The sequence below is a fragment of the Azospirillum sp. genome, from assembly GCF_035628975.1.
In the GTDB taxonomy this organism is placed as follows: Bacteria; Pseudomonadota; Alphaproteobacteria; order Azospirillales; family Azospirillaceae; genus Azospirillum.
This window is the reverse complement of the sequence record NZ_DASPIS010000032.1, coordinates 1-17,093: the sequence shown is the minus strand read 5'-3', so window position 1 is coordinate 17,093 and position 17,093 is coordinate 1. Positions and strand designations below refer to the sequence as shown.

Annotated in this window: 17 protein-coding genes and 1 riboswitch; of the genes, 10 read left to right on the top strand and 7 right to left on the bottom strand. The window is 68.9% G+C overall.

Annotated elements, in window-relative coordinates; all coding sequences use genetic code 11:
• Nucleotides 1-111: 111 nt before the first annotated feature.
• The 6 genes from VD964_RS06670 to VD964_RS06645 form a co-directional block, all read right to left on the bottom strand.
• Nucleotides 112-828, bottom strand: coding sequence for an ABC transporter ATP-binding protein (locus tag VD964_RS06670; RefSeq protein ID WP_324866831.1), 717 nt, complete (start codon nt 826-828; stop codon nt 112-114).
• Entirely contained in the window at nt 825-2,528 is a 1,704-nt protein-coding gene (locus tag VD964_RS06665) for a branched-chain amino acid ABC transporter ATP-binding protein/permease (RefSeq protein ID WP_324866830.1), read from the bottom strand. Before VD964_RS06665 ends, VD964_RS06670 begins: the two co-directional genes overlap by 4 nt.
• A 199-nt stretch (nt 2,529-2,727) precedes the next feature.
• Nucleotides 2,728-3,600, bottom strand: a complete 873-nt coding sequence (locus VD964_RS06660; RefSeq protein ID WP_324866828.1) for a branched-chain amino acid ABC transporter permease — start codon at nt 3,598-3,600, stop codon at nt 2,728-2,730.
• A gap of 4 nt (nt 3,601-3,604) precedes the next feature.
• Nucleotides 3,605-4,741: an ABC transporter substrate-binding protein gene (locus VD964_RS06655; protein ID WP_324866825.1), complete on the bottom strand. Its 1,137-nt coding sequence runs from the start codon at nt 4,739-4,741 to the stop codon at nt 3,605-3,607.
• Nucleotides 4,742-4,812: 71 nt separating this feature from the next.
• A riboswitch (TPP riboswitch) is annotated at nt 4,813-4,927 on the bottom strand.
• A 33-nt stretch (nt 4,928-4,960) separates the two neighbouring features.
• Entirely contained in the window at nt 4,961-5,875 is a 915-nt protein-coding gene (locus VD964_RS06650) for a DMT family transporter (RefSeq protein WP_324866823.1), read from the bottom strand.
• A gap of 243 nt (nt 5,876-6,118) precedes the next feature.
• Nucleotides 6,119-6,451: a (2Fe-2S) ferredoxin domain-containing protein gene (locus tag VD964_RS06645; protein WP_324866821.1), complete on the bottom strand. Its 333-nt coding sequence runs from the start codon at nt 6,449-6,451 to the stop codon at nt 6,119-6,121.
• Nucleotides 6,452-6,636: 185 nt separating this feature from the next.
• On the opposite strand from VD964_RS06645, the gene VD964_RS06640 reads away from it, so the two are divergent.
• From VD964_RS06640 to deoA, 6 genes are read left to right on the top strand one after another with little or no spacing between them, the layout of a single operon-like run.
• Nucleotides 6,637-7,788: an ABC transporter permease gene (locus tag VD964_RS06640; RefSeq protein WP_324866819.1), complete on the top strand. Its 1,152-nt coding sequence runs from the start codon at nt 6,637-6,639 to the stop codon at nt 7,786-7,788.
• Between the two features lie 3 nt (nt 7,789-7,791).
• The gene (locus VD964_RS06635; RefSeq protein ID WP_324866817.1) at nt 7,792-8,766 is read left to right on the top strand and encodes an ABC transporter permease; all 975 of its coding nucleotides are present in this window, start codon (nt 7,792-7,794) and stop codon (nt 8,764-8,766) included.
• Nucleotides 8,767-8,770: 4 nt separating this feature from the next.
• On the top strand, nt 8,771-9,190 hold the full coding sequence (gene cdd, locus VD964_RS06630; RefSeq protein ID WP_324866815.1) for a cytidine deaminase: 420 nt from the start codon (nt 8,771-8,773) through the stop codon (nt 9,188-9,190).
• Nucleotides 9,191-9,205: 15 nt separating this feature from the next.
• A complete protein-coding gene (locus VD964_RS06625; RefSeq protein WP_324866813.1) occupies nt 9,206-10,039 on the top strand; it encodes a purine-nucleoside phosphorylase in 834 nt (277 codons plus the stop codon).
• Entirely contained in the window at nt 10,036-10,863 is an 828-nt protein-coding gene (deoC, locus tag VD964_RS06620; RefSeq protein ID WP_324866811.1) for a deoxyribose-phosphate aldolase, read from the top strand. The genes VD964_RS06625 and deoC overlap by 4 nt, the downstream gene beginning before the upstream one ends.
• Nucleotides 10,864-10,866: 3 nt before the next feature.
• A complete protein-coding gene (gene deoA, locus VD964_RS06615) occupies nt 10,867-12,186 on the top strand; it encodes a thymidine phosphorylase (RefSeq protein WP_324866809.1) in 1,320 nt (439 codons plus the stop codon).
• Nucleotides 12,187-12,388: 202 nt separating this feature from the next.
• Here deoA and VD964_RS06610 read toward each other — a convergent pair whose 3' ends face one another.
• Complete coding sequence (locus VD964_RS06610; RefSeq protein WP_324866807.1) at nt 12,389-13,531, bottom strand: nicotinate phosphoribosyltransferase; 1,143 nt, start codon at nt 13,529-13,531, stop codon at nt 12,389-12,391.
• Nucleotides 13,532-13,988: 457 nt separating this feature from the next.
• Between VD964_RS06610 and VD964_RS06605 the strand changes: the two genes are divergently transcribed.
• From VD964_RS06605 to VD964_RS06590, 4 genes are all read left to right on the top strand, one after another.
• Nucleotides 13,989-14,480 (top strand): flagellar basal body-associated FliL family protein, encoded by a 492-nt coding sequence (locus VD964_RS06605; RefSeq protein ID WP_324866805.1) that lies wholly within the window; start codon nt 13,989-13,991, stop codon nt 14,478-14,480.
• A 120-nt stretch (nt 14,481-14,600) separates the two neighbouring features.
• Nucleotides 14,601-15,968 carry a glutathione-disulfide reductase gene (gor, locus tag VD964_RS06600; protein ID WP_324866803.1) on the top strand — a complete coding sequence of 456 codons (1,368 nt, stop codon included), beginning with the start codon at nt 14,601-14,603 and terminating at the stop codon, nt 15,966-15,968.
• 174 nt (nt 15,969-16,142) lie between these two features.
• On the top strand, nt 16,143-16,625 hold the full coding sequence (locus tag VD964_RS06595; RefSeq protein ID WP_324866801.1) for a hypothetical protein: 483 nt from the start codon (nt 16,143-16,145) through the stop codon (nt 16,623-16,625).
• Between the two features lie 264 nt (nt 16,626-16,889).
• Nucleotides 16,890-17,093 (top strand): manganese catalase family protein (locus VD964_RS06590; RefSeq protein WP_324866799.1); only part of this gene is annotated, 204 nt, incomplete at its 3' end.

Here is a 17,093-nt window from a genome sequence, read left to right as displayed (position 1 = left end):
AGATGGTTGTGGCGGCGAAGCTATCCGCGCCCGCCCCCATCCGCAAGCCCAACCGCCCATCCTGTTGCAGGAGGCCGACACCTGTTGCACAGGACACGCAGCGGATTTGTGCTAAACGCCGAAGAAGGCCTCGCGCAGCACTTCTTCCGACAGAGACGCCACCGGCCCGTCGCCCACCACGCGGCCCAAACGCAGCAGGATGGCGCGCGGGGCGACCGTCAGGGCGCGCGCCGCACTCTGCTCCGCCAGCAACACGGCGGTGCCGGCGGAGGATATGCGGCCCACCGCGGCGAAGACCTCGTCGGCCAGCTTGGGCGACAGGCCGAGCGAGGGTTCGTCCAGCAGCAGCAGGCGCGGCCGGCCCATCAGCGCGCGGCCGAGGCTCAGCATCTGCTGCTGGCCGCCGGACAGGCGCCAGGCGCTTTCCCGGCTCTTGGTCGCGAGATCGGGAAACAGGGCGAAGACACGCTCGACGTCCTGGGCGCGGTCGCGGGCGGCGGGCAGGCCGGCGACCTCCAGATTGTCGCGCACGCTCATGCCGGGGAAGACCCGCCGCCCCTCCGGAACATAGCCAATGCCGCGCCGGACCCGCGCCTCCGTCGCCAGCGGCGCGAGATCGGCACCGTCGAAGCTCAACTCGCCCCGCGCCGGCACGAGGCCGAGCAGCGCCTTCAGCAGCGTCGATTTCCCTGCCCCGTTGGCTCCGAGCAGCGCCACCGTCTCGCCCGCCCCGACGCTAAGCGATACGCCGTCAAGCGCCGTCGCCCCACCATAGCCGGCGGTCAGGCCGCGGACGGACAGCAGCGCCCCATTATGACATCCACTCATCGGGCCTCCCCCGCCCGGCCGAGATAGGCCGCCGCCACCGTCGCATCCCGGCGCACCCCATCGGCCGGGCCGTCATAGATCACCCGCCCGCGGTCGAGGCACAACACCCGCCCGGCCAGCGGCAGCAGGAAACCCATGTCATGCTCCACCAGCAGGATCGCCATCCCCTCCCCCGCCAGGTCGCGCAGCAGCGCGGCCAGTTCCGCCTTCTCGCCGTCGGTCAGCCCGGCGGCGGGCTCGTCCAGCAACAGGACGGCCGGACGGCGGACTAGGGCGCGCGCCAGTTCCACCCGCCGCCGCAAAGCCGCCGGCAACCCGTCGCAGCCCTGCCCGGCAAGCCCGCCGACGCCCAGCCGGTCGAGCGCCCAGCGGGCATGCGCCTCCGCCTTTTCCGCGTCGGGATCGAAAGCCAGGCGGGCGGCAGCCACCGCCTCCAGCACGCCGGCCCCTTCCGGCAGGATCGCCGCCTGGAAGCTGCGGGCCAGCCCGGCACGGGCCAGACGGTCGGCGCGGGCGCCGGTCACGTCCCGGCCGCCGAGCCGCACCCGCCCAGCATCCGGGCGCTCCAGCCCCGACAGCAGGTTGATGACCGTGGTCTTGCCCGACCCATTGGGGCCGATCAGCCCGGTGATGCCGCCGGGCCGCAGGTCCAGCGATACGCCGTCCACCGCCCGCACGCCGCCGAAGGACTTGGCCAGCCCCTCCACCGTCAGCCCGTCCACGGAAACCGGCGGCGGTGGTTCGCGCGCCTCCGGCAGGGCACGGGCGGGGCGGCCGAACAGACGCCCGGCCGCGCGGTCGAGCAGCCCGGTCAGACCGTCGGGCGCCAGCAGAACGGTCAGCAGCAGGGCCATTCCGTAGACGACCAGATAGCCGCGCTCCAGGAAGCGGAACCATTCCGGCAGATGCAGCAGCAGCACCGCGCCCAGCACCGCACCGGCCATCCGCCCCCGCCCACCGACGATGGCGATGGTGAGGATGGAGACCATGACCGGGAACTCCAGCACCTCCGGCGAGACGACGCGCTGGGTGTGGACCGCCAGCGCTCCGGCCGCTCCGGCGAACAGGGCGCTGATGCCGAAGGCGGTCAGCCGCAGCCGCCCGACGTCGAGCCCCACCGTTCCCGCCGCCAGCGGATCGTCGCGCAGCATCGTCAACGACCGCCCGAGCCGCCCGCGCGCCAGCCACCACCCCACCAGCCCGCCCAGCGCCACCAGCCCCCAGACCAGCCCCGCCATCGGCAGGCCGCGCGGCACCGCCCAGCCGAACAGCACCACAGCCGGCACCCCGGCCAGCCCGTTGGAGCCGCCGGTCAGTTCGGGCAGGTTGACCGCCAGCAGATGCAGCACCTGCGCGATGCCCAGCGTCGCCAAAGCGAAATAGTGCGACTCCAGCCGCAGCACCGCCAGCCCGACTGGCAGGGCCAGCAGAAGCGGCACCAGCATCGACAGCGGGAAGGTCGCCTCGAAGCCAAGGCCGTAGCGGCTGCCGAGGATGCCCGTCACATAGGCGCCGACACCGAAGAAGGCGCCCTGCGCCAGCGACAGCGCACCGCCGAGGCCGAAAACGATCTGGAAGCCGAAAGTCGCCAGCGCATAGACGCCGGCAACGGTCAGGACGCGCAGGCCGTAGGGAGAGGCGAAGGCGAGCGCGTAGACGAGGAGGGCGAGGGCGCCGGCAAACAGCGCGACATTCTCCACCCCGACATAGCCCCTTCTCCCCCCCGCTCTCGCGCAAACGAAGTTTGCGCTGACGCGACAGGCGAACCATAGGTCCGCCGAAAGCGGGGAGAGGGTTGGGGTGAGGGGGACGCACGGCGAGGATCGTCCGGCAAGCGGAACCCCCTCACCCTGACCCTCTCCCCGGGGGGGAGAGGGGATATTTACCGGGGAGAGCGGATCAGCCACGGCGCCGCACCGCTTCGCCGAACAGGCCTTGCGGCCGCAGCACCAGGATCGCCAGCAGCGTCAGATACAGCGCTCCCAATGCCACCGGGTACGACAGCACCGACGACACCCCCACCTCGAACAGCGCGATCAGCAGCGCCCCCACCACGGCGCCCGGCACGGAGCCCCAGCCGCCGATGGTCACGGCGATGTAGGCCTTCAAAATCAGGTCCCCGCCCGTGGTCGGTGCGACGAAATAGCGGTTGGCGAGCAGCAGCCCCGCCGCCCCGGCGCAGGCGGCCCCGATGGCGAAGGTCACCAGGATCATCGCGGTGACCGGCACGCCGCAGGCCCGCGCCATCTTCGGGTCCTGCGCCGTGGCGCGCAGACGGCGGCCCAGCTGGGTGCGGGCGAACACCCATTGCTGCGCGCCGATCAGCAGCGCCGCCACCGCGACGATGGCGAGCGACTGCTCGGGAACCGCCAGCCCGCCGATGTAGAGCGTGTCATCGCCGAACAGCGGCGGCGCGGCGCGCGGCTCCGGCCCGAACAGGATGGCGGCGCCGTTCTGCAGGATGATGCCGATGGCGATGGTGCTGATGAAGACAGATACCGGCGGCCGGCGGCGCAGCGGCAGATAGGCCGCCAGCGCCAGCAGCAGCCCCAGCCCCGCCATCAGCGCCAACACCACCGGCAGCAGGGCGATGCCCGGCAGCGGGATCAGCGGCGCCAGCGCCACCGCCAGCAGCCCGCCGGCCATGACAAGATCGCCCTGGGCGAAATTCACCGCCGAGGTGGCGTTCAGCACCAGCACGAATCCCAGCGCCACCAGCGCATAAGCCGCCCCCAGCGCCACGCCGTTGACCAGCAGTTGAAGCGCCGCCATCCGCTCACTTCGCCGCAAGCGCGGGGTTGTCGTACCGCTTCACCAGCACCGGCACGCGGTTGGCCCCGTCATAGCAGACGATGACGGCGGAATGGGCCATGTTGCCCTTGCCGTCGGACTTGTAGGTCATGGCGAGACCCTTGAAGCTCTCCGACGACAGAGCCTTGCGGATGGCGTCGGGGCTGCGGGCGCCGGCCTTCACCGCCTCCAGCACCATGGTCATGCCGTCATACTGGCCGAGCGCGAAGGCGTCCGGCTCCTTGCCGAAGGCGGCGCGATAGGCCTCGGTGAAGGCCTTGACCTCCGGCGTGTCGCCGGAGATGGGCGAGGCCGCGGTCTCGGCACAAACGCCCTTCAACTCCGCCGGTTCCAGCAGGGCCGCCGTGCTCGGCTGATGCATGGCGGAGCCGGCGACGATGGGCACGGCCACCCCGCTGGACGCCGCCTGCCGCAACAGCAGCGCGGTCGGGCCGGAATGCAGGTGCAGGACCAGCACGTCGGGCTTCGCGGCCAGCGCCTTGGTCAGCACCGGCAGCAGGTCCTTGGCCGCCGGGTCCACCCCCTCCTCGAACACCGGGGTCACACCCAGCGCCTTGAAGGCGGCGTCGAGATGCGTCTTGCCGCTCTGCCCATAGGCGGTGGTCTGGTAGATGACGGCCGGCTGCCGCTTGCCCAACTCCTCCACCACATAGCGGGCATGGGCAGCCTTGGTCACGGCGTCGCCGGGGAAGAAGCGGAAGACCCAGGGGTTGCCTTGCTCGGTGATCGAGGCGGTGCCCGACACGGTGACCAGCGGCAGCTTCAACTCCTGCGCCAGCGGCAGCATCGCCAGCATCTGGGTGCCGAGCATGCTGGCGGCGACCGCCCCGACCATGCCGCTGCCGGCCGCCCGCTCCAGCGCCGTCACCGCCGCCTCGGGCGAGGTGCCGGTGTCGACGACCTCCGATGCGATGGCGACGCCGGCCGGGGTCTGCTTCAGCGCCAGCACCGCGCCGTTGCGCTGGCTGGTTCCCTCCAGCGACAGGAAGCCGGTCAGCGGCACCAGCACCGGAAAGGACAGCGTGTCGTCGGACCGCGCGGCGGACGACAGGCAGGAGGATGCGGCCAGCAGACCGATCAGAAGGGGAAGCACACGCCGCATGACCGAAAACTCCTCAACACGCGCCGGCGAGCGGAGCGACGCGGAGGGGACGGGGCATTTGCAGCAGTTCCGTCGGATTCCGGTCGGCTCCCTTCGCCGGCATGACCCGGATCAGGTTCGATGGGTGTTGTCTCAGCCCCCGCATCCGCCGATCTGACGAAGGCAGGGGCACCCCAGCCGTGAACAGGCGGCGAGAGTGTCGCCGCCGGGCCTGTCCTGTCAAGAACCCAGCCGGCGGCGCTCCGCCATGGTCTCACGATGCAGGATATAGAGCCCGCTGCCGATGATGACCATGGCGCCAAGCAGCACCGGCGCGGTCGGCAGGTCGCCGAACACCATCCAGCCGAACAGGCTGGCCCAGACCATGCCGGTATATTCGAAGGGCGCCACCACGGCCGGCGGCGCACGGCGGAAGGCCTGGGTCAGCAGCACCTGCGCCCCGGCGCCGATTGCACCGACCAGCGCCATCAGACCGAGCGCATAGGCGGTCGGCGCCGTCCAGACGGGAACCGTCAGCGCGCCGCTGACCACCGTCGTCGTCAGCAGCAGATAGAGCACGATCGACGCGCTGGTCTCCGTCCGCGACAGGCCGCGCACGGCGAGCGCCGCCAGCGCATAGAACAGGGCGGCGCACAGCCCGACCAGAACCGGCACCAGCGGCGCCCCTGCCGACGGCTGCGCCATCACCACCACGCCGCCGAATCCAACCACCACCGCAACCCAGCGGCGCCAGCCCACCGGCTCCCCCAGAAGCGGGGCGGACAGCGCGGTGATGAACAGCGGCCCGGCGAAGCTCAGCACATAGACGTCGGCCAGCGGCAGCTCGCGGAACGCATAGAAGAAGCATCCCATGGAGATCAGCCCGGCGAAGGCGCGCCAGACATGCCCCCAGGGCCGCCGCGTCCGCATCGCCGCAATCCCGCCGCCACGCCACAGCGTGTAGCCGCCCACAAGAAGGAAAGCGACCAGCGAGCGCACGAACATCAGCTGCGGCACCGGGTAGTCGGCGGTCAGGAACTTGATCAGCGTGTCCATCGCCGCGAACAGCAGGATCGCACCCAGAAAGCAGCCGACGGCATAGGGGACCGAATCGGCCTCGGCTGGCAGCAGGTCGGCGGTCTCGGCGTCGGTCATGGGATCGGTTCGGAACGGCAATGGCTGGGACTGCCCACATTATGGGCAAACGTCTCTGCGTCCCAATGCCGCAACCGCAGGTCTGGTAGGCGTGGGGTTTTGGCGGAGTTCAGGCGGCGGATGCCCCCTCCCCAACCCTCCCCCGCCTTTGGCGGGAGAGGGTGCCTTATACGAAGCGGCGGCAGTTCCCTCCACCGCCAACGGCGGGGGAGGGGTAGGGAGGGGGCACCGTCAGCCCACCCCTCACCGCGTCAGCACCATCACCAACCGCTCCACCGGAGTGTCCCCGACCAGATGCGACTCGACGATCTCGTCGATGTCCTCCGGCGTCTCCGGCCGGTACCAGATGCCGTTCGGATACACCACCATCAGCGGCCCGGCGGAACAGAAGCCGAGGCACCCGGTCATCGCCATGCCGACATCCGTCAGGCCCTTGCCCTGGATTTTCTGGTCCAGCCGCTGCCACAGCGGATGGGCGCCCTTGGCCGCACAGCTGCCGCGCGGATGGCCGGGCGGACGCTGCTGGGCGCAGCAGAAGACGTGATGGCGGAAGGTCTGCGGCAGGTCGAGCGGCATTGGGCATGCTCCATAACCATAATTTTCATATGGATAAGAAGCATGCCAGAATGCTGCGCTGCGGCAAGACTTTTGTGACGCTTCCAAGTCCTCGCACCCCTTGGCTTTTCCGCGTGACGAAATGCTTGGTCAGCGGCGGGGTTGCCGGTTAAGAATCCCCGGCAGGGGCAATCCAGGAGACGCCGGTGCTGCTGAGCGGGTCGGGGAAGGGTCAGCCGGGCGCCGTGCCGGGCTGGGTCGGGTATGCGCTGCTGCCGGTTCTCAACCTCGTCGCGGCCTTCGTGCTGTCGGGGCTGGTGATCCTGGTGATCGGCGAGAACCCGGTGGACGTGCTGTCGCTGCTGCTGACGGAGGCTCTGGGATATCCGGAAGCCATCGGCTACACCCTATATTACACCACCAGCTACATCTTCACCGGGCTGGCCGTTGCGATTGCCTTCCATTGCGGACTGTTCAACATCGGCGGCGAGGGGCAAGCCTATCTGGGCGGGCTCGGCGCCGGGCTGGTGGCGCTGGCGCTGACCGGCTGGCCCTGGCCGATGGTGGCGGTGCTGGCGATCCTGGCGTCGGCCCTGTTCGGCGCCGCCTGGGCCTTCATCCCGGCCTGGCTGCAGGCCAAGCGCGGCAGCCACATCGTCATCACGACGATCATGTTCAACTTCATCGCCGCCTCGATCATGACCTGGCTGCTGGTCGACGTGCTGATCCGCCCCGGCAGCCAGTCGCCCGAAACGCGCGAATTCGATCCCGGGGTCTGGCTGCCGTCGATGGACCGGGCGCTGGGCTGGCTCGGCATCGCCATCCCGGCCTCGCCGCTGAACCTGTCCTTCCTGTGGGCGCTGGCCTGCTGCGTTCTGTTCCACCTGTTCCTGCGCCGGACCCGCTGGGGCTACGAGCTGCGCACCGTCGGCCGCAATGAGCGGGCCGCGGTCTATGCCGGCATCTCTCCGGCCCGCAACATCATCATCGCCATGCTGATCTCCGGCGCGCTGGCCGGCTTCGTCGGCGTGAACGAGATCCTGGGCGTGCAGCACCGGGTGATCCTGAACTTCACCGGCGGCGTCGGCTTCGTCGGCATCGCCGTGGCGCTGATGGGGCGCAACCACCCGGTCGGGATCATTCTGGCAGCCTTGCTGTTCGGGGTTCTGGCGCAGGGCGGCGGCCAGCTGTCCTTCGAATACCCCACGATCAACCGCGAGCTGGTGATGGTCATCCAGGGTCTGGTCATCCTGTTCGCCGGCGCGATGGAAAACCTGTTCAAGCCGCAGGTGGAGGCGCTGTTCCGCCGCCGCGGTGCCGCCGCAGCCGCAGATATCGCCACTGGGGGGAGGAGCTGAGCGATGGAAGACGCGCTTCTTCTGGCGCTGCAGCTGCTGGGCGCCACCATCCGGGTGGCGACGCCGCTGGTGCTGGCCGCCTTCGCCGGGATGTATTGCGAGCGGGCCGGCGTGGTCGACATCGGGCTGGAAGGCAAGATGCTGGCCGGCGCCTTCTTCTCCGCCGCGGTCGCCGCGGCCACCCTCAACCCCTGGCTCGGGCTGCTGGCGGGCATCGCCGCGGGCGTGGCGCTGGCGATGGTCCATGGCTTCGCCTGCATCACCCACAACGGCAATCAGGTGGTGTCGGGCATGGCGATCAACATCCTGGTCGCCGGGCTGGCGCCGACGCTGGCCTATGCCTGGTTCCAGCAGGGCGGCCAGACCCCGCTGCTGCCTAACCAGGCGCGCATTCCCGCGGTGGAGTTGCCGGGGGCCGACGCGCTGGCCGGCGTGCCCGTTCTGGGGCCGATCTACCGCGAACTGTTCAACGGCAACAACATCCTGATCTGGGTGACGCTGGTCCTCGTGATCGCCACCCATTGGGTGCTCTACCGCTCCCGCTTCGGGCTGCGGCTGCGGGCGGTGGGCGAGAATCCGGCGGCGGTCGACACCGCCGGCCTGTCGGTGGCGAAGCTGCGCTATCAGGCGCTGATCGTCACCGGCGTGCTGACGGGGATGGCGGGCTCCTACCTGTCCACCGGCCATGGTGCCGGATTCGTCCGCGACATGACCGCCGGCAAGGGCTATCTGGCGCTGGCGGCGCTGATCTTCGGCAAATGGCGGCCGGGGCCGACGCTGTTCGCCTGCCTGCTGTTCGCCTTCACCGACGCGGTCCAGGTGCGCCTGCAGGGCGTCGTCCTTCCGGTGATCGGCGTCATTCCGGTGCAGTTCATCCAGATGCTGCCCTATGTGCTGACCGTGCTGCTGCTGGCCGGCTTCGTCGGCAAGGCCATCGCCCCGAAGGCGAGCGGCATCCCCTATGTCAAGGAGCGCTGAGGCCATGACCGACACGCCCGAGCTGGCACGCCTGATCGAAGCGGCCCGCGCCGCGCGCGAGAACGCCCACGCACCCTACTCCAAGTTCAAGGTGGGTGCGGCGATCCTCGGCGAATCGGGGCGCATCTTCGCCGGCTGCAATGTGGAGAACGCGGCCTATCCGCAGGGACAATGCGCGGAATCCAGCGCCATCGGCGCCATGGTCACGGCGGGCGACCGCCGCATCCGCGCCATCGTCGTGATGGGCGGCGAGGCGGGGGCGGAGGATATCTGCACCCCCTGCGGCGGCTGCCGCCAGCGCATCCGCGAATTCGCGACGCCGGAAACGCCGATCCACATTTGCGACCCGGCCGGCCTGCGGCGGAGCTTTCCGCTGGAGACCCTGTTGCCGGAATCCTTCGGCCCAACCAATTTAGCCTTCTGAGCGGAGTTTCCCGACATGACCGCAGCCCGCGCCGCCGCGGACATCCTTCACCGTGCCTTCGGCCATCGGCCGCGGGTCGGCATCGTGCTGGGCTCCGGCCTTGGCGGGATCGCCGACCGCATCGCCGATGGGGTCGCCATCCCCTATACCGACATCGCCGGCTTTCCCATTCCCAGCGTGTCGGGCCATGCCGGGCGGCTGGTGGTGGGGCAACTCGGCGGGGTCGAGGTCGCCTGCATGCAGGGCCGTGTCCACGCCTATGAAGGCAACGGCTTCGACGCGCTGAAGACCGCGGTGCGGGCGCTGAAGCTGGCCGGCTGCGACACGCTGGTTCTGACCGCCGCCGTCGGCTCCCTGCGGCTGGAGGTCGGGCCGGGCCGGCTGATGGCGATCAGCGACCACCTGAACCTGCTGGGCGCCAACCCGCTGACCGGTCCGAACGACGAGGCCTTCGGCGATCGTTTTCCCAGCATGACCGACGCCTGGAACCCGGAGCTTCGCAGCCTGCTGAAGGATGTCGCCGCCGGCCTCGCCATCGATCTGGCGGAAGGCGTTTATGCCGCCTATCCCGGTCCGTCCTTCGAGACGCCGGCCGAGGTGCGGATGATGAAGCTGCTGGGCGCCGACGCGGTCGGCATGTCCACCGTCCCGGAATGCATCATCGCGCGCCATTGCGGCCTGCGGGTCGTCGGCTGCGCCGTCGTCACCAATCTGGGCGTCGGGCTCGGCGACGGGCCGGTCGACCATCACCAGACCCTGACCGCCGCATCGGCGGCAGCCGCCGACCTGGAGCGCCTACTGGTCGGTTTCCTCGAACGCATGCACGAAAAGGACGGGTCCCGGTCATGAAACTGTCTGCCGACCTGCAAAGCGCGCTCGACGCCAGCGCCAACGCCCCGTCCGACGCCGATCTGGCGCGCCGGGCCGTGGGCATGCTCGACCTCACCAGCCTGAACGGCGACGACACCGACCGCGTGGTGGAGGCTCTCTGCGCCCGCGCCGTCACGCCCGTGGGACCGGTCGCCGCGGTCTGCGTCTGGGCGCGCTTCGTGCCCACCGCCCGCAAGGCGCTTGACGGCACGCTGGTGAAGGTCGCCACCGTGGTGAATTTCCCCACCGGCGAGGCCGACGCCTCCGCCGTCGCGGCGGAAACCCGGCGCGCCATCGCCGACGGGGCGGACGAGATCGACGTGGTGCTGCCTTATAAGGCCTTCATCGACGGCGCCCGCACCCAGCCGATGAACGTCGTGAAAGCCTGCCGCGAGGCCTGCGCCGACAAGGCTCTGATGAAGGTTATCCTGGAGTCGGGCGCCTTCCCCGACGCCGACCTGCTGGCCTGGGCGGCGCGCGACGCCATCGCCGCCGGTGCCGATTTCCTCAAGACCTCCACCGGCAAGACCCAGCCGGCCGCCACACTGCCGGCGGCGGCTGTGATGCTCGACAGCATCTATGAATCGGGCAAGACGGTCGGCTTCAAGGCCTCCGGCGGCATCCGCGACGCGGCGGAGGCGGCGCGCTATCTGGCGCTGGCCGATCACATCCTGGGCGAGGGATGGGCGACGCCGCAGACCTTCCGCTTCGGCGCCTCCAGCCTGCTCGACGCGCTGCTGGAGGCTGCCGGGCATGGGCAACGCGAGGGCGAGCGCGAAGCGGCCCCGGCGGGAGGGTACTGAGGCATGCTTCCGCAGGAGATCGTCCGCGCCAAGCGCGACGGCCAGCCGTTGGACGCCGCCACCATCCAGGACTTCGTCCGCGGCATCACCGACGGCCGCGTGTCGGAATCCCAGGCCGCGGCCTTTGCCATGGCCGTCTTCTTCCGCGGCATGAGCCTGGACGAGCGGGTGGCGCTGACCCGCGCCATGCGCGATTCGGGCACGGTGATGGAATGGCGGTCGCTGGGCCTGCCCGGCCCGGTGATCGACAAGCATTCCACCGGCGGCGTCGGGGACAAGGTCAGCCTGATCCTGGCGCCAATGCTGGCCGCTTGCGGCGGCTTCGTGCCGATGGTGTCGGGGCGCGGGCTGGGCCACACCGGCGGCACGCTCGACAAGTTCGAGAGCATCCCCGGGTATCGCGCCAAGCCCGACAACGAGTTGCTGCGCCGGGTGGTGAAGGAGGTCGGCTGCGCGGTGATTGGCGCCACCGACGACATCGCCCCGGCCGACAAGCGGCTCTACGCCATCCGCGACGTGACGGCGACCGTCGAATCGCTCGACCTCATCACCGCGTCGATCCTGTCGAAGAAGCTCGCCGCCGGGCTCGACGCGCTGGTGATGGACGTGAAGTTCGGCACCGGCGCCTTCATGCAGCGGTTCGAAGATGCCGAGGCGCTGGCGGATAGCATCGTCACCGTCTCCAAGGGCGCCGGCCTGCCGGCGGTCGCCCTGCTGACCGACATGAACGAGGTGCTGGGCCGCAGCGCCGGCAATGCGCTGGAGATGCGCGAATGCCTCGCCATCCTGCGCGGCGAGCCAGCCGAACCGCGGCTTTACGAGGTGACGGCGGCGCTGGCGGCGGAACTGCTGGCGCTCGCCGGGCTTGCCCCGGACGCCGCGGCCGGACGCGCCATGGCCGACCGCTCCATCGCCGGCGGCGAGGCGGCGGAGCGGTTCGCCCGCATGGTGGCGGCGCTCGGCGGACCGGCCGATTTGCTGGAGCAGCCGGACCGGCATCTGGAGCGCGCGCCCATCGTCCGCCCGGTCTCTGCCGAACGCAGCGGCTTCGTCGGCGCCATCGACACCCGCGGGGTCGGAATGGCGGTGGTGGCGCTGGGCGGCGGCCGAACCAAGACGACCGACGCCATCGACTTCGCCGTCGGTTTCGACGAGGTGGCCGGGCTTGGCGACGCGGTGGGTCCGGGCGAGCGCCCGCTGGCGATCCTGCACGCCCGCACGGAGGCGCAGGCCGACGAAGCCGAACGCCGCCTGCGCGCGTCGCTCACGGTGGCCGACACGGCGCCGGTACGCGGGCCGCTGATCGCGAAGCGTTTGGGGTGACGTGCGCCTTACTCCTTCTCCCCCCTGCTCACGCGCAAACTTCGTTTGCGCTGACGCGACAGGCGGACATTCGGTCCGCCGAAAGAGGGGAGAAGGTCGGGATGAGGGGGTTCGGCGCAGCCGAAGATAGCCACGAAGCGGATCCCCCTCACCCTGACCCTCTCCCCGGGGGGAGAGGGGATCCAGGGCGTGAGGCAGAACGTTACCGCCGGAACAGGAACTCGCGGCCGACTTTCACGCGGCGTTCGCCGTCATACTCGATGATGTCGGCGGTCGCGTAGGTCTCGGTCCAGCGTTCGGGCAGATAGCTGCCGGTGCCGATCACGTCCACCGGCGCGTTGGCCTCCGCCATCAGGCGGCACTTGGCCGGGCCGAAGCCGCTGCTGGCGACGATCTTCACCGCCGGGAATCCGGCCTCGTCCAGCCGTTCGCGCACGTAATGGATCGCCGCGGCAGACACGCCGGTGCCGATCAGGTAGCGCAGCTGGGTCTCGTCGCGATAGCCGCGGATAGCGTGCGGCGCATGACGCTCCAGCACGGCATAGGAGCCGGGGGGATCCAGCCCCTCGACGAAACGCCCGCCGGAGGTGTCGAGCCGCAGCGCCAGCTTGCCCTGGGCGGCCAGCTGCGGGAATCGGCGGCAGACCTCCAGCCCGTCGGTGATCTCGCGGCCGAAATAATCGACCAGCACGGTCAACGAGAGATCGGGGAAGGTCTCGTGGAACATCTCCGCCGCGCGCACGGTCGATCCGGCATAGCCGATCAGGGCATGCGGCATGGTGCCCATGCCCTTCTCCTGCCCGAAATAGGGGGCGGTGGCGTCGGTGGCGTTGCCGATGAAGCCCTTCGCGCCGACCTTGCGCTTGGCCCGGTCCGACCCGACGGAGGCGGCATAGGCCATCATCTCCGCCATCTCCGTTCCGGCGCAATGCCGGGCGTCCATGGCGAGGAAGGCGACCTTCGGCAGGTCGGCGCACATGGTGAAGGCGTTGTAGGCCGCGACGCTGGCGGGACCCAGCTTCTGCAGGATGATCGTCTCGCAATCGACCAGATGGTAGAAGGAGCCGGTGACGTACATGATCGGCTCGCCGGCGCCGACCCATTTGCCTTCGGGGTAGTTCAGCTCGATCTGGAACGTCGTATTGCGCTCGCGCCCCACCGCCTCCAGCCATTCCACCGCCAGACGCGGGGCGCAGACCACCGGGCGCCGCATGAAGATGGCGTAGGTGACGGTCTTGTCGCCGAACTTGCCCACCGCTTCCTTGGTGCGGCGGAAATAGGTGTCCGTCCAGTCGGGAACCTGGGCGGAGGACGGGTTGAGGGCGGTCGGCCCTTTGCCGGCCATCCCGCTTCCCGCTGCCCGGCCGCCAACTGATCGGTTGTCGGTGCTGCTCATACCGGTAACCCTCGCCTTCCGCCCCTGTCCGCGCCTGTGTCCGCGCATGGCTTTGCGATGCTTCGTTCTGGATGGCCCGGCCGCCGGACAGGGCAGCCGGCCGGTTGTGTTGGAATCCCAGCATTATACGCCCCGGGCAGGCGGGGGAAGAGGCTTCCGATCCTGCCAACCCGGAACGGATGGCAGCATTGCATTTTCCGGTGAGATTTCCGGTGCCGACATCTCCGGCAAACAGATCGAATGCTCGTAAAATCACCGCACAGAGGCTGCAGTCGTTGCCTTGCGTCACCTGTCGCATTCAGAGAAAAACCAGATCAAATACCGTTATTTGACCTACCACTTCCGCGCTTTTAAAGTCGTCGTACAGGCTTCGATCTCAACAGGGCGGCTGAACGGAATGGCGAAGATGACCGCGACCGCCGAATCGGCTCCGCCCGCCCTGCCCTCCTTCGAAGGGACGGGGAACCGGATCGTTCTGGCACTGATCGGGCTGATGCTCGCCTTCGCCGGCGCCGGGGTCGGCGGTGCCCTGCTGCTCCGCCCGGTCCCCGCCCAGGGCGCCTTCGCCGCTCCCCGGTTCGACGCGGCACCCGCCCCTGCGGTCTATGCCGCCTTGCCCACCCTGACCCTCACCCTGAACGACGGCCGCCGCCTGCAGGAATTGCGGCTGCGCGCGGTGCTGGAGTTCGATCCGGCGACGCCGCTGGAAACGGTCACCCCCCACCTGCCGCGCATCGCCGACGCCATCAGCCGGCGCCTGCTGGAGGTCGATCCGGCCGAACTGCGGGGGGCCGACGGGCCGGTCTATGTCAAGGACGCGCTACGCCACGTCGCCAACAAGACCATGCGGCCGCTTAAGCTTCGACAAGTGCTGATCCAGGATATGCTGCTGCGCTGACGGCGCGCTTCCCAACGCCCCTTGCCTCCCCATATCCTGCCCGACCACATCAGCAAGCCCGCGACCGTTCACGGGACTCGTTCGTGGGGTTCAAGGGTCAAGTTGCGGAAGGAGACGGCTGTGGCCGAGTACGATTTCGACCTGTTCACCATCGGGGCCGGGTCCGGGGGCGTCGCCGCAAGCCGGCGCGCCGCGTCCTACGGCGCGAAGGTCGCGATCTGCGAAGGCAGCCGCGTCGGCGGTACCTGCGTGATCCGCGGCTGCGTCCCGAAGAAGCTGCTGGTCTACGCCGCCCAGTTCCGCGACGGCTTCGAGGATTCCTGCGGCTATGGCTGGAGCTCCCACACGCCGGCCTTCGACTGGGAAACGCTGATCTCGCGCAAGGATCGCGAGATCGACCGGCTGAACGGCATCTACATCACCATGCTGAAGAATTCCGGCGTGACCCTGTATGAAGGGTTCGGCCGGATCGTCGATCCCCATACGGTGGAGGTCGACGGCAAGCGCTACACCGCCCGCAACATCCTGATCGCCACCGGCGGCTGGCCGTCGCTGCCGCCGATCGAGGGGATCGAGCATGCCGCGACCTCCAACGAGGCGCTTCACCTCGAAAAGCTCCCCCATTCCGTGCTGATCATCGGCGGCGGCTACATCGCCGTGGAATTCGCCAGCATCTTCCGCGGACTAGGCTCCGAAGTGACGCTGATGATCCGCGGCGACGATCTGCTGAACGGATTCGACGACGACATCCGCGTCGCCCTGGCGCAGGAGATGCGCAAGCGCGGCATCAACATCGTCTCGCGCTGCAAGCCGGTGAAGCTGGAAAAGGGTGCGGGCGGCTATACCCTGACCGACCATATGGGCCGCGAGCATTCGGCGGGCCTCGTGATGGCCGCCACCGGCCGACGCCCGAACACGAAGAATCTCGGCCTGGAAGAGGTCGGCATCACCCTGAACGAGGCCGGCGCGATCCCGGTCGACGAATGGTCGTGCACCGCCGTGGACAATATCTACGCCATCGGCGACGTCACCGACCGTATGGCGCTGACCCCCATCGCCATCGCCGAGGGACGTGCGCTGGCCGAGACGCTGTTCAACGACAATCCCATGCACATCGGCTACGACAACGTGCCGACCGCGGTGTTCTCGCTGCCGCCGCTCGGCACCGTCGGGCTGACGGAGATGCAGGCCCGCGCCAAATACGCGCAGGTCGACATCTACAAGGCCGGCTTCCGCCCGATGAAGCACACCCTGTCCGGCCGGGACGAACGGGTGCTGATGAAGCTGGTGGTCGACGGCGAGAGCCAGCGCGTGCTCGGCTGCCACATGATGGGCATGGATGCGCCGGAGATGATGCAGCCGCTGGCCATTGCGCTGAACTGCGGCGCCACCAAGCGCGACTTCGATCGCACCATCGCGCTTCACCCCTCCACCTCGGAGGAATTCGTGCTGATGCGCGAGAAGGCGGAGCCGGAAAAGAAGATCTGAACGGCCGGCCGCATCGCGCGCTTGCAGCCTGAAATACAGCAGGGCCATGGCCGGACTCCTCCGCCCGTGGCCCCGTTCGTTTCCGCAGCGCAAGGCCCCGAAAACCCTGGACCTCCCCCGATTGTAGTACCTACCATGGTGGTACGAACAATTTTCCAGGAAACGGCTCCAAACATGCGCGGAATTTTTGCAGCGGCTGCTTGCGTTGCGGCGTTCGCCTCGATCGGCACGGCCCATGCCCAGACCAAGATCGGCGTGTGGGACGTCAAGATCGACAAGGACTGCGCCATCAGCCAGGAATGGAAGACCGATTCCAAGGACACCGCCGCCATCGCCCTGGCTTATACCAACAAAGGCCAGGCAATGGTGCTGATCTTCAGCGACTCCAGCTGGAAGCTGAAGGAGAAGGAAGACCTCACCATCTCCCTCTCAGTCGACAAGAAGTGGAGCGACAAGGTCCCGGGCGCCGCCATCGACAAGACGACGGCTGTCGTCGGTATCCCGGCCACTTCCAAGGCGATCGATGCCCTGATGAACGGCCGCGAACTCTACATGGAGATCGACGGCAAGAGCGACGATTACGCCTATACCTATTACCTCGACGATACCCGCAAGGCGATTTCCGCGCTGGAAGCCTGCCGGGCCCAGGCACAGTAAGTCCGTAGCGACGATGGCCGATGGCGTCCACCCGGCAGAGCGCCGGCGTGGACGCCTCGCGCACCGATGGGGCAATCTGAACGGAAGGCAGTCATTACAGCCTCAGTTAGGATCCGTCCGTCATAGCACTCCAAAACAGGCATTTCTCCTGGAACGCTTCTAAAGATCCGCGGTTAAGGGCATGGAGCGATCCGGTCCGGTCCCGGTCGCGCCGATCCGCGGCCCCTGCAAAGCGGGCCAATTGATCCAGGAGGAGTCCCTCGCATGTTCATGCACAACAAAAAGCTCATGTACACGGTGCGCGTGTCGGAGCCGAATCCTGTGCTCGCCAGCCTGATGCTTGAGCAGTTCGGCGGCCCGCAGGGTGAACTCGCCGCGGCCATGCGCTACTTCACCCAGGGTCTCGCCGACGAGGATCCGGGCCGCAAGGACATGCTGATCGACATCGCGACCGAGGAATTGAGCCAC

Coding starts and splice junctions, on each gene's coding strand:
- VD964_RS06670 (WP_324866831.1), bottom strand. CDS start 828: ATGAGTGGATGTCATAATGGGGCGCTGCTGTCCGTCCGCGGCCTGACC.
- VD964_RS06660 (WP_324866828.1), bottom strand. CDS start 3,600: ATGGCGGCGCTTCAACTGCTGGTCAACGGCGTGGCGCTGGGGGCGGCT.
- VD964_RS06655 (WP_324866825.1), bottom strand. CDS start 4,741: ATGCGGCGTGTGCTTCCCCTTCTGATCGGTCTGCTGGCCGCATCCTCC.
- VD964_RS06650 (WP_324866823.1), bottom strand. CDS start 5,875: ATGACCGACGCCGAGACCGCCGACCTGCTGCCAGCCGAGGCCGATTCG.
- VD964_RS06645 (WP_324866821.1), bottom strand. CDS start 6,451: ATGCCGCTCGACCTGCCGCAGACCTTCCGCCATCACGTCTTCTGCTGC.
- VD964_RS06635 (WP_324866817.1), top strand. CDS start 7,792: ATGGAAGACGCGCTTCTTCTGGCGCTGCAGCTGCTGGGCGCCACCATC.
- cdd (WP_324866815.1), top strand. CDS start 8,771: ATGACCGACACGCCCGAGCTGGCACGCCTGATCGAAGCGGCCCGCGCC.
- VD964_RS06625 (WP_324866813.1), top strand. CDS start 9,206: ATGACCGCAGCCCGCGCCGCCGCGGACATCCTTCACCGTGCCTTCGGC.
- deoC (WP_324866811.1), top strand. CDS start 10,036: ATGAAACTGTCTGCCGACCTGCAAAGCGCGCTCGACGCCAGCGCCAAC.
- deoA (WP_324866809.1), top strand. CDS start 10,867: ATGCTTCCGCAGGAGATCGTCCGCGCCAAGCGCGACGGCCAGCCGTTG.
- VD964_RS06610 (WP_324866807.1), bottom strand. CDS start 13,531: ATGGCCGGCAAAGGGCCGACCGCCCTCAACCCGTCCTCCGCCCAGGTT.
- VD964_RS06605 (WP_324866805.1), top strand. CDS start 13,989: ATGACCGCGACCGCCGAATCGGCTCCGCCCGCCCTGCCCTCCTTCGAA.
- VD964_RS06595 (WP_324866801.1), top strand. CDS start 16,143: ATGCGCGGAATTTTTGCAGCGGCTGCTTGCGTTGCGGCGTTCGCCTCG.